This is a genomic window from Vibrio sp. PID17_43 (assembly GCF_002608565.1).
In the GTDB taxonomy this organism is placed as follows: domain Bacteria; phylum Pseudomonadota; class Gammaproteobacteria; order Enterobacterales; family Vibrionaceae; genus Vibrio.
On record NZ_LIXM01000043.1, the window covers coordinates 1 to 10,251 of the forward strand.

The 10,251-nt window shown below is 44.2% G+C and carries 11 protein-coding genes and 1 other RNA gene; 5 read left to right on the forward strand and 7 right to left on the reverse strand.

Translation table 11 applies throughout. From position 1 onward, the window contains the following. Positions 1-354: 354 nt before the first annotated feature. The 4 genes from AK965_RS19840 to smpB form a co-directional block, all read right to left on the reverse strand. Positions 355-1,466 (reverse strand): IS3 family transposase gene (locus tag AK965_RS19840; RefSeq protein WP_099081217.1). Its coding sequence is split into 2 segments (ribosomal slippage): positions 355-1,205 and positions 1,205-1,466, totalling 1,113 coding nucleotides; the frame shifts between segments, so codons are not numbered across the junction. A gap of 39 nt (positions 1,467-1,505) precedes the next feature. Further along, entirely contained in the window at positions 1,506-2,156 is a 651-nt protein-coding gene (locus tag AK965_RS19845) for a DUF6538 domain-containing protein (protein ID WP_099081208.1), read from the reverse strand. A gap of 94 nt (positions 2,157-2,250) precedes the next feature. After that, positions 2,251-2,617: a transfer-messenger RNA gene (gene ssrA, locus AK965_RS19850) on the reverse strand. A gap of 67 nt (positions 2,618-2,684) precedes the next feature. Then, entirely contained in the window at positions 2,685-3,170 is a 486-nt protein-coding gene (smpB, locus tag AK965_RS19855; protein WP_099081209.1) for an SsrA-binding protein SmpB, read from the reverse strand. Positions 3,171-3,289: 119 nt separating this feature from the next. Here smpB and AK965_RS19860 point away from each other — a divergent pair, with 119 nt between their 5' ends. Both AK965_RS19860 and AK965_RS19865 read left to right on the forward strand, forming a co-directional pair. Next, positions 3,290-3,733 (forward strand): SRPBCC family protein, encoded by a 444-nt coding sequence (locus tag AK965_RS19860; RefSeq protein WP_099081210.1) that lies wholly within the window; start codon positions 3,290-3,292, stop codon positions 3,731-3,733. Continuing rightward, positions 3,723-4,076 carry an RnfH family protein gene (locus tag AK965_RS19865; RefSeq protein WP_099081211.1) on the forward strand — a complete coding sequence of 118 codons (354 nt, stop codon included), beginning with the start codon at positions 3,723-3,725 and terminating at the stop codon, positions 4,074-4,076. The genes AK965_RS19860 and AK965_RS19865 overlap by 11 nt, the downstream gene beginning before the upstream one ends. 64 nt (positions 4,077-4,140) lie before the next feature. Here the strand turns inward: AK965_RS19865 and bamE are convergent, their stop codons facing one another. The 3 genes from bamE to nadK all read right to left on the reverse strand — a co-directional run bounded on the left by bamE (position 4,141) and on the right by nadK (position 7,468). Continuing rightward, entirely contained in the window at positions 4,141-4,500 is a 360-nt protein-coding gene (gene bamE / locus AK965_RS19870; protein WP_099081212.1) for an outer membrane protein assembly factor BamE, read from the reverse strand. Positions 4,501-4,753: 253 nt separating this feature from the next. Then, positions 4,754-6,418, reverse strand: a complete 1,665-nt coding sequence (gene recN / locus AK965_RS19875) for a DNA repair protein RecN (RefSeq protein WP_099081213.1) — start codon at positions 6,416-6,418, stop codon at positions 4,754-4,756. A 165-nt stretch (positions 6,419-6,583) separates the two neighbouring features. Next, entirely contained in the window at positions 6,584-7,468 is an 885-nt protein-coding gene (gene nadK, locus AK965_RS19880; protein WP_099081214.1) for an NAD(+) kinase, read from the reverse strand. 145 nt (positions 7,469-7,613) lie between these two features. Between nadK and grpE the strand changes: the two genes are divergently transcribed. The 3 genes from grpE to AK965_RS20335 form a co-directional block, all read left to right on the forward strand. Then, complete coding sequence (grpE, locus tag AK965_RS19885; RefSeq protein WP_099081215.1) at positions 7,614-8,210, forward strand: nucleotide exchange factor GrpE; 597 nt, start codon at positions 7,614-7,616, stop codon at positions 8,208-8,210. A gap of 420 nt (positions 8,211-8,630) precedes the next feature. Next, positions 8,631-9,905, forward strand: coding sequence for a dicarboxylate/amino acid:cation symporter (locus AK965_RS19890; RefSeq protein WP_099081216.1), 1,275 nt, complete (start codon positions 8,631-8,633; stop codon positions 9,903-9,905). A gap of 237 nt (positions 9,906-10,142) precedes the next feature. Beyond that, the coding region (locus tag AK965_RS20335; RefSeq protein ID WP_143699952.1) for an Hsp70 family protein at positions 10,143-10,251 on the forward strand (109 nt) is incomplete at its 3' end.

Consider the following 10,251-nt stretch of genomic DNA (forward strand, 5'->3'; position numbering starts at 1 on the left):
CATCGTTGGGTGAACTAAAAAACAGGCCAAGCTTCAGGTTGGAAATCGATGGAAGGAGTCAAGGCGAGTCTTCATGGTCGAGAATTGTCGACGATGTTGAAAAGAGAACAGTTCAAGATCAAAGGCGACTCGGCTTGGGAACAATTCTATGCACTCGCAGAATAATTGTATCTACAGAATAGCGCTATCACGTCCCAATCAATATTTGCGACAGAACCGGCATTACTGATGCCGTGGAAATGTAAAGGAAGCAGAGAGCTGATTACATCATGGCGCGAGCACTAAAAGCTCATAGAGACGCCGGATATATGTCAGCGAACCGAACCTAATCAGTTGTTTGTAACCCTCCCTGGATTAGTGGCACTCTAACTTAGAGTTTTTCCTATTCTCACACCTTGCTAAATACTCCCAGGGAGTCAGATCATTCAGTGAGTCATGAGGCCGTTCATCGTTGTATTCCCTCATCCAATTATCTGTCAGCTCTCGGACTTCACTCAGTGCTTTAAACACGTACATGTCCAGTATTTCTGTCCGGTAAGTGCGGTTAAAACGTTCGATATACGAGTTCTCGGTGGGTTTACCCGGCCGAATGAATTCGAGCTCTACCTTATTCTCTTCTGCCCACTCAGCCAGAGCTGTTGAGACAAATTCAGGGCCATTATCCATGCGCAGCTTACTGGGTAACCCTCGCCAAGCAATGACTCGCTCTAATACCCTGATTACGCGTGGCGCTGGCAGGTTCAAGTCCACTTCAATCGCCAACACCTCTCGGTTAAAATCGTCCACGACATTAAAAGTACGAAAGCGTCTGTCGCAGACCAGTGAATCACTCATGAAGTCGATAGACCAACAACGGTTTATCCACTCAGGGCACATCAGTGGCGCTGGCTCTCGTTTAGGTAAACGTTTCTTGCCCTTACGCCGCAGATTTAACTTGAGCAAACAGTAAACACGATAAACTCGTTTGTGGTTCCATCGGTGTCCCCAACGCCTCAGTATTTTAAATAATTTGCCAAATCCGTAGGCAGGATAGCGCTCTGCGGCTTCCTGAAGCTTGGCAATCACCTCATCATCTCGATGAGGATCAGGTCTGTAGCGATAGACAGAGTCACTAATGCCAACTGCGCGGCAAGCCATACGTAAACTGGCCTGAAATTGTTGGCGAGCATAATCGACAAGCTCGCGTTTATCCGCTGGCCTTAGAGCTTTTTTTCTAAAATGTCTTTGACGATGCGGTGCTCAAGACTCAGGTCCGCAAACATCTGCTTGAGCCTACGGTTCTCTTCTTCAAGCTCTTTTAGCCGTTTTACATCTGAGGCCTCCATACCTCCGTACTTGGATTTCCAGTTGTAGTAGGTGGCATCAGAGATCCCATATTCTCGGCAGACTTCATTGACCTTTCGACCAGCTTCCACTTCCTTCAAGATCTTGACGATTTGTGTTTCTGTGTAGCGTGACTTTTTCATCATGCGTTCTCCGTTTGTTTCAGTGTAAACGGAAAACCTCTAATTGCGAGCGACCAGTTTTTCGGGGAGGGTTACAATATCAGTAAATTCATTCTGTAAACACCATTCAAAAAATGAAGAAACCTTCTGCACATAATCTTTGATGCTACTTTCTGATAAGCACGGATGCCTTAGCTGCTTGTTCAAAGCTAAGATCTCTGTGTTGTTAAGTGCTTTAAAATCCTTGTTCTTTTTTGAGTTTGAAGGGAAGAGCTGGAGTTGTTGCTGGATGACTTCAGCATCTCGGCGTCGAATACTCTTAATCGATCTATGACCAAGTAAATCGAGAACAATCTGGCATTTGGCTCTTTGTCCCTCTAACGTCTTTTCTGAAACATAACCAGCTTTGTATTCACAATACATATCAAGAAGTTTTGATGTGTTAGGGGAGGAGGAAGGTTTTGCAGATGTAGATACATTTGATTGAGTATGCTCGAGAGAAAAACCTTTCTCTCCAACCTTACTGTTATCGTTAAGTTGCCTAAGTATCGATAGCTCTAGTTCAAGCGCAGAGATTCGAGCTTGAGAAAGATCATTTGTACGCAAAGAGCGCTTTAGTTCTCGACGACCATCAAATAGTGCTCGTTTGGCTTCTGGTATTTGATAACGAAATTGCCAAGTTCCAGATTTATTTAGTGTTAGGTAGCGCATGTTTAGTACCGTGTTTTAGTACCAACAGCTAAATTCTTGAGAGGTAAAATAAAAAAAGCGATAACTCAAAGAGTTACCGCCCTTTCCAAACGTTTGGTGGAGCTGGCGGGAGTTGAACCCGCGTCCGAAAACCTTTCATCATTGGTACTACATGCTTAGTCGATCTTTGAATTCACCATCTACCTGCGAACCGACACGCTAGTAAATGACTATCCTGAATTATAATTCGCCGTTCATCTCTCAGGCGGGAGAATCCGGGCTAGCGCGTTTGGGTTTGATCTCTCGTTATTCCCCGTCTTACGTGCAGAAGCTAGGGCGAGAGAGCTCTGAGCAGGTTATTAAGCTGCTAGTGCGTAGTTTTCGTCGTTTGCGACTATTTTTTTGCGGCTTTTTACGTGGCCAACCGCCCCACGGCATGCACCTCAGACTTCTGAATTCCCGTCGAATCCTAAATCAGCCCCGAAGTGTTCCTTGCATACTACCAGAAAAGCGTTACTTGTCTAGCTTTGCAAGATTAAGTGCTCAAGATTAACGCAAGTTACTTTTCATGATACGAGCTTTATCTCGAGCCCAATCTTTTTCTTTCATATCAGTACGTTTATCGTGTAGCTTTTTACCTTTTGCTACGCCAATTTTGATCTTCACCCAAGAGCGAGACCAATACAGCGCTAAAGCGGCTAACGTCATACCTTCACGGTTGATGCGACCTAGAAGGTTGTCGAGTTCTCGACGACTCATTAACAGCTTACGTACTCGTGTCGGGTTGGCGACAACGTGAGTTGATGCTTGATTAAGGGGAGTGATCGTCATTCCGCTGACAAAGGCCTCTCCGTCACGCATGAACACATAGCTCTCTGCGATATTGGCTTTACCTTGGCGAAGGGCTTTCACTTCCCAGCCTTGTAGCTCCAACCCGGCTTCAATTTCATCATCAATGAAGTATTCGTGGCGAGCTTTTTTGTTCAGCGCGATAGTATTACTACCCGCTTTTTGTTTTGATTTTTTCTTTGCCATAATAGCCTCATTATACGGGTTGGATATCGGATAGGAAATCCTTTTATTTGCGCAATTGCCGAATAAAAGTAAAATTGGCTCATGCCTTTAACATTGTACGCGTATCGATAGGAGTGTATATGAAGCAAATCAGCCGTTCTGCCTTGGTGTCTTTTAGTGCAGAACAGATGTTCGCTCTGGTCAATGATGTTTCTAAGTACCCTGAGTTTTTGCCTGGTTGTTCGGGGTCTCGAATCATTGAGTCTTCGAGCAGTGGTATGGTGGCTTCTGTCGATGTGGCGAAAGCAGGGATCAGCAAAACCTTTACAACGTCGAATGAGCTTATTTCTGGTCAGGCGATCATGATGAATTTGGTCGACGGGCCATTTAAGACTCTGCGTGGTGGGTGGTTCTTTACGGCACTTGATGAGCAAGCATGCAAAGTTGAATTGAAACTTGAATTTGAGTTTTCAAGCAAGATGATTGAAATGGCTTTCGGTAAAGTTTTTAACGAGTTAACCCATAATATGGTGAATGCTTTTACCAAACGCGCGAAACAGGTATACGAGTGCTATGAGTATTGAGTCGGATATGATTCACGTTGAGGTGGTGTATGCACTGCCTCATGAGCAGCGTGTGTTCAATTTGGTGGTGAATAACCATACAACGGTTGAAGAGATCATTCGTCAGTCTGGTGTGCTTGAGCTCTACTCTGAGATTGATTTGAACAACAACAAGGTGGGTGTTTTTAGCCGTAATGTTCGCTTAGATGCGACAGTACGCGACAAAGACCGTATTGAAATTTATCGCCCACTGTTAGCCGATCCAAAAGAGATTCGTCGTAAGCGAGCGGAGCAGGCGAAAGCCGCCGGGAATGCGGACCATGTGACTGGCGGCAAGCCGAATGCACTGCGTAAGAGCGATTGAGGCTTGTAAGAGTCACTTAATAAAAAAACCTCCCATTGGGAGGTTTTTTGTATAAAAAGGTCGGTTACTGAATCTGCTCGTAAAACGCGTCGCTTTTCGGGTAGTCACCAGTAATGTCTGCCAGTGTCCCTTGCTCGTTAAATTGTACGATAAGGTCTTTTTGCACTGGGTCACCGTGGCCAGGGGTGTGGTGGTAAATGTAGTACCAAGTATTTGGGTAGCCATTTTCAATCAGCATTGGTGAGCCAAGAACGAAGCGAACCTGTGCTTTAGTCATCCCAAACTTTAATTTATCAACCGCACTTTGCTCTACATAGTTGCCTTGGTTGATATCAATACGATAAACCAGTTTTTCCAATACCGAACATCCTGTCAGCAATGTCATTGCTAATGGTACGGCAACTAACCACTTCTTTAATTGCATAATAATTTCTTAGTAACCTTTAAAATACTGCGCTGATAATAAACAAGCTCGACGCAGATGTAAAAAACTATGCGTCGTATGGTAGGGAGTCAGACAACGAATTTTGAGTTGAGTTGCATTTATTCACTGATTTTGAACGGTAATTGCCGGAATATGACGCATTAATGTGCAATAAACAATGAAAGTGCAGAATAGGTAACGTGGCCGAGGTATAGAGCCATTGAAAGGCATCAATGGCTCAAAGTAAGGGGGGTTAAGCGGCAATAAGGAGTTCTTTTGCGTTTGCTAGTGTGGAATCCGTAATGTGGCTTCCTCCAAGCAGACGGGCCAGTTCCGCTACGCGCTGCTGTTCATCTAAGGCTCGCATTTGTGTCTCTGTTTGGCCGCCTTTGGTGTGTTTTGCAACAAACATTTGTTGGTGGCCACAACCTGCGACTTGCGGTAAGTGAGTCACACACATGACCTGAGTAGACTCGCCTAATTTACGCAGCATTTTCCCCACGACCGCAGCGGTTGGTCCACTGATACCTACATCGACTTCATCAAAAATCAGACTTGGAGTATCGACTTTCTGTGCTGTGATCACTTGGATCGCTAGCGAGATACGTGATAACTCACCGCCAGAGGCCACTTTCGCAATTGGTTGAAGCGGTTGACCAGGGTTGGTTGAAACAAGAAAGCACACGCTGTCCATTCCTAGTGGTGACGGATGCGTGTTTTCGTTACTTACTTCGATGCTGAAGACAGCCTTTTCCATGCTCAGTTCATGCATGCTTTGTGTGATCAGCTTGTTTAACTCTTTCGCGTAGCGGCTGCGTGACTTATGTAATTTTTCTGCTTGGTTTAAGAAGCTTTGGTATTTTTGTTCGACTTCTTGTGCCAGCTCATCCAGTCTTTCATCTGAGCAGTCTAATGCTTCTATCTGAGCAAGAAGATCTTGATGATGTTGGTAGAGCTCGTCAGGTATAACATGATGTTTGCGCGCCATCGACATGACTTTAGAAAAACGCTCTTCGACATAAGCCATACGACCCGGATCGACGTCAATGCCATCAAGGTAGCTGCGGAGTTCATTTTTGGTCTCTTCCAACTGGATCATCGCTTCAGCGAGCATGTTTGGTAGCTCTGCGAGTTTTTCATCCAATTCTGCTAGTTGAATTAGGGAGTGATTGGCCGATTGCAAAATACCAAGCGCATTGACTTCTTCACCTTCGTAAATAAGTTCGATGGCTTGTTGGCAGGTAGTGGCGAGTTCACCGCTATTGGACAGTCGTTTGTGCTCTTGTTCGAGCTCTGAAAATTCTTCTTCACCTAGCGATAACTCATTTAGTTCTTTGATTTGATATTCAAGCAACTGCTTTTGGGCCTGGTTTTGCTGGCTGTTTTCTTTTAGCTGCTTGAGGTTGTTGTCTGCCTGACGCCAATGTTGGTAGGCACTACGAGTGCTTTTCAATAAATTTAGGTGCCCTGCATACTGATCGAGCATGACCATTTGATGTTCGCTCTTCATCAGTTGATGATGTGCATGTTGGCCGTGGATGTTGATCAACAGCTGTCCAAGAGATTTGAGTTGTGAAAGTGGGACTGGGCTGCCGTTAATAAAGGCTCTTGAACGGCCTTCTTTGGTGATGATACGGCGTAGAATGCACTCACTGCCATCAAGCAGGTCGTTATCTTCTAACCACCGAGATGCGTGTACATTATTGTCCAGTAAAAAGGCAGCGCTGACTTCGGTTTTTTCTTCACCTTGTCGAACCATTCCTGCGTCGGCTCGTCCGCCTAAGCATAGGCCTAATGCATCGATAGCAATAGATTTACCTGCGCCTGTTTCACCTGTAATGGTGGTCATGCCCTTAGAAAGCTCGAGCTGTAAAGACTTAACAATCGCAAAATTATTAACACTTAGATGAGCCAGCATTTTTATTTACCTGTATAACCGAACAATACTGTATAAGAAAACAGTATATACTGTTTCTTTATACAGTAAAGTAATAAGGTGAAATTTGTGAGCGATTTCATTAATCGCTTTATTGCTGATATTAAAAAGAAAAACCGATGCACATGCATCGGTTTAGAAGAGGTATCAAAACAGTTTGCTCGACCAGCCGAGTTTGTTTCGTAGTACGTGATAATAACTATAGTCTTTTGGGTGGATCAATTTGAGGACATTCGGGCTTTGGTAAATATGAATCTCGTCACCAGGAGAGACAGGCAAAGATACTTGGCCATCACAACTGACTTCTTGAGAGCCTCTGTTTTCAGGCGAGACGATCAATTTGATGCGCCGTTTACCGTCAACCACTAGTGGTCGGCTTGAAAGGGTATGCGGAAACATGGGTACCAGCGAAATGGCATTCAAGCTTGGAGATAGAATTGGACCGCCACCAGATAATGAATAAGCCGTTGAACCCGTAGGTGTTGAAACGATCAAGCCATCTGCGCGCAGTGAAAATGCAAAGCTGTCATCAATGTAGACTTCAAACTCAATCATATGCGCGACTTGGCCAGGGTGTAACACTGCTTCATTGAGGGCTGCATTGTGGCTCTTTATCTGGCCATGGCGATGGACTTCGGCTTCAAGTAAAAAGCGTTCTTCCTCTATATACTCGCCGTTGAGTACGGTTTTTAATGCAGACTGGAAGTCATCTGGATTCAAGTCGGTAAGAAAGCCAAGATTCCCTCGGTTCACACCAATGACAGCCACGTCAAATCGCGATAGGATACGAGCAGCCCCCAACATGTTGCCATCACCCCCAACGACAATGGCAAGATCGGCATTTTTGCCTAGTTCAACTAAGCTAGCAAATTGGCTTTGCGGGATTTCGTCTAAAATGGCAGCAAGGCGATCATCGATAAAGACTTGGTAACCTTCGGATGTAAGCCATTCGTATAACTCTCTATGAGTTTGAATTGCCTGCTGATCTCGTGGTTTTCCGATAATCGCGATCACGTTACATGGGTTTTTCATAGCATTTCCGCATTAAAGAGGCTTGAATCAGGAATCTTCATCCCCATAATAATGGCAAGTTACCTAAATATGCGAATTTTTATGTGGTTAAAGCCCACAAAACGTGAGTGGCTTTAAGGACATTAAGTTGAATTCTGGAGATATCATGAGCAACGAAGAAAACAAAGTTACAGAAGAAGAGCTTGATCAAATCATCGAAGAAGCTGAGAAAGTCGAAGCGGCAGCTCAAGAAGCTGAAACAGAACTTGAAGAAATTGGTGATGAGAAAGACGCTAAGATTGCTCAACTAGAAGCAGCACTACTGTCTAGCGAAACAAAAGTGAAAGACCAGCAAGATGCGGTTCTTCGCTCTAAAGCGGAAGTAGAAAACATGCGTCGTCGTACGGAGCAAGAAATCGATAAAGCTCGCAAGTACGCTCTGAACAAATTCGCTGAAGAACTGCTTCCAGTTATCGATAACCTAGAGCGTGCGATCCAAGCTGCAGATACTGAAAGCGAAGCGGTTAAGCCTCTTCTTGAAGGTGTTGAGCTTACGCACAAGACATTTGTCGATGTTGTCGCAAAATTTGGTTTGAAAGAGATCAACCCAGAAGGTGAAGCATTCAACCCAGAATTCCACCAAGCGATGTCTATTCAAGAGAGCCCAGATCACGAATCAAACACAGTGATGTTTGTGATGCAAAAAGGCTACGAGCTAAACGGCCGTGTTGTACGCCCAGCAATGGTAATGGTTGCTAAGTGATAAGATAAGTCATTGATGTATCTATATTAAAACGCCCGCTATTCAATAGCGGGCGTTTTTGTTTCAAACATACTCTCAAGCATATTCACTCCTCTGAATATGCGATGAATTTGAAATTTGATCCTCTTCAAAGTTTTTCTTATTGGGAAATATTTTTCTTATAGGATACATCCTTTCTTTATATTGCTTACTTATGGAATGCTGTGTGTATAAGTGGCTGTTCTGACCTTTCTTTGGGATTTAATTCTGTATATGAATGTTGAACTAGAGATTTACTTTTGATGTTGCTCATTTACATTTCTGTAAAGAAAGTCTTTATTTCGTAACTCTGGCGTGTATTATTCGTGAGTTCTGCCATAAAAATTGGCAGATGTAACTATAAAAACATAAATAGCAAACACAACATTTCGGAGATTTATGATGGATAAATCGCTTTCTAGTAAGATTTTTATTGGTTTGTTCGCCGGCCTTTTGCTGGGTACAGCTATTCAGTACTTATTTAGCGGTATTGCGATTTTTGATACCTATATCCTAGGTGCGGCAGAAGGGGCAGGCGGTATGTTCGTGTCGCTGATTAAGCTTCTGGTTGTTCCTCTGGTTTATGTATCAATTGTATGTGGCATTGTTGAGCTTAAAGACATTCGTTCTTTTGGTCGCTTAGGTGGTAAAACCTTTACTCTTTACATTTTGAATACCGTCGTTGCGATTATTGCTGCTCTTACTGTTGCTATGATTGTTCAGCCTGGTGCAGGCGCAAACCTTGCGGGTACGATTTCTGACTCTGTGGCACTTAAGTCAACAGAAACGCCAGACATCTTCTCTATGGTTGTGAACATCGTTCCAAGCAACCCAGTACAGGCATTTGCAAATGGCGACATGCTACAAATCATCTTTATGGCAATTCTGACAGGTCTTGCTATCCAAGCGCTTGATTCAAAGGGTGGCCCTGCGGTTCGTACTTTTAAGATGGCGAACGAAATTATGATGAAGCTGATTGGCCTTGTGATGAGTCTTGCGCCATACGGTGTATTCGCTCTGATGATTCAACTTGGCGCAACACTGGATGCGGGTACGCTTGCATCGGTAGCAGGTTATGTTGCTCTTGTGGTTTCAATGCTGGTGCTTTGGATCTTCGTGGTTTACCCATTGGCTGTTCAGATGTTTACAGGTATCTCTGCGCGTGAGTTCTCTCGTAAGACTCGTGAGCAAGTGTTGTTCTCGCTATCAACAGCAAGTTCAAACGCAACAATTCCTGTCACGATGCGCACTCTTACTGACAAGATTGGTGTATCTAAGTCGGTGGCTGGTTTCGGTGTTCCACTGGGCGCAACGATGAACATGGCGGGCGCTTCAATCTACATCGCAATTGCAGCTGTATTCTGTGCAAACGCATTTGGTCAGCCTATCGCGGTATCTGACTTGGTGACTCTAGGCTTCACGGTTCTGCTACTGTCTATCGGTGCTGGCGGTGTACCTGGCGGTGGTGTAGTCATGGTTGGTGTTATCCTTCACCAATTGGGTCTACCACCAGAAGGTCTAGCAATCGTTGCTGCAGTTGACCGTATCAACGATATGTTCTGTACCTCATCTAACGTAGTGGGTGACACTGCAGTTAATACGATTGTCGCAAAATCTGAAGGTGAGATAGGTAAAGAAGAAGTCGTTGAGGCTGAGCCTGCACAAGCAAGTGCATAATTTGCAATTCATTCTCATTAAAAGCGAGGTCTAAGGCCTCGCTTTTTCTTTTCAGTGAAAAAAAAAAGCATTTTTTTTATTTTCTCCCTTGAAAAGCCATTTGCAGCCCTTATCTATTGGGCATAAGAGAAGCAAACAACATTATTTTAGTTTGTGAGTAAGGGTTGAAACCCGATTCTACGTCCCCACATAGGGGATATAGCAAAACGAAAATAGAATTTATTCGGAGATAGCCTGATGGGTAAAATCATTGGTATTGACTTAGGTACGACTAACTCATGTGTTGCTGTACTAGACGGCGACAAACCACGTGTCATTGAAAACGCAGAGGGTGAGCGCACCACTG

Coding starts and splice junctions, on each gene's coding strand:
- AK965_RS19845 (WP_099081208.1), bottom strand. CDS start 2,156: ATGCGCTACCTAACACTAAATAAATCTGGAACTTGGCAATTTCGTTAT.
- smpB (WP_099081209.1), bottom strand. CDS start 3,170: ATGGCAAAGAAAAAATCAAAACAAAAAGCGGGTAGTAATACTATCGCG.
- AK965_RS19860 (WP_099081210.1), top strand. CDS start 3,290: ATGAAGCAAATCAGCCGTTCTGCCTTGGTGTCTTTTAGTGCAGAACAG.
- AK965_RS19865 (WP_099081211.1), top strand. CDS start 3,723: ATGAGTATTGAGTCGGATATGATTCACGTTGAGGTGGTGTATGCACTG.
- bamE (WP_099081212.1), bottom strand. CDS start 4,500: ATGCAATTAAAGAAGTGGTTAGTTGCCGTACCATTAGCAATGACATTG.
- recN (WP_099081213.1), bottom strand. CDS start 6,418: ATGCTGGCTCATCTAAGTGTTAATAATTTTGCGATTGTTAAGTCTTTA.
- nadK (WP_099081214.1), bottom strand. CDS start 7,468: ATGAAAAACCCATGTAACGTGATCGCGATTATCGGAAAACCACGAGAT.
- grpE (WP_099081215.1), top strand. CDS start 7,614: ATGAGCAACGAAGAAAACAAAGTTACAGAAGAAGAGCTTGATCAAATC.
- AK965_RS19890 (WP_099081216.1), top strand. CDS start 8,631: ATGGATAAATCGCTTTCTAGTAAGATTTTTATTGGTTTGTTCGCCGGC.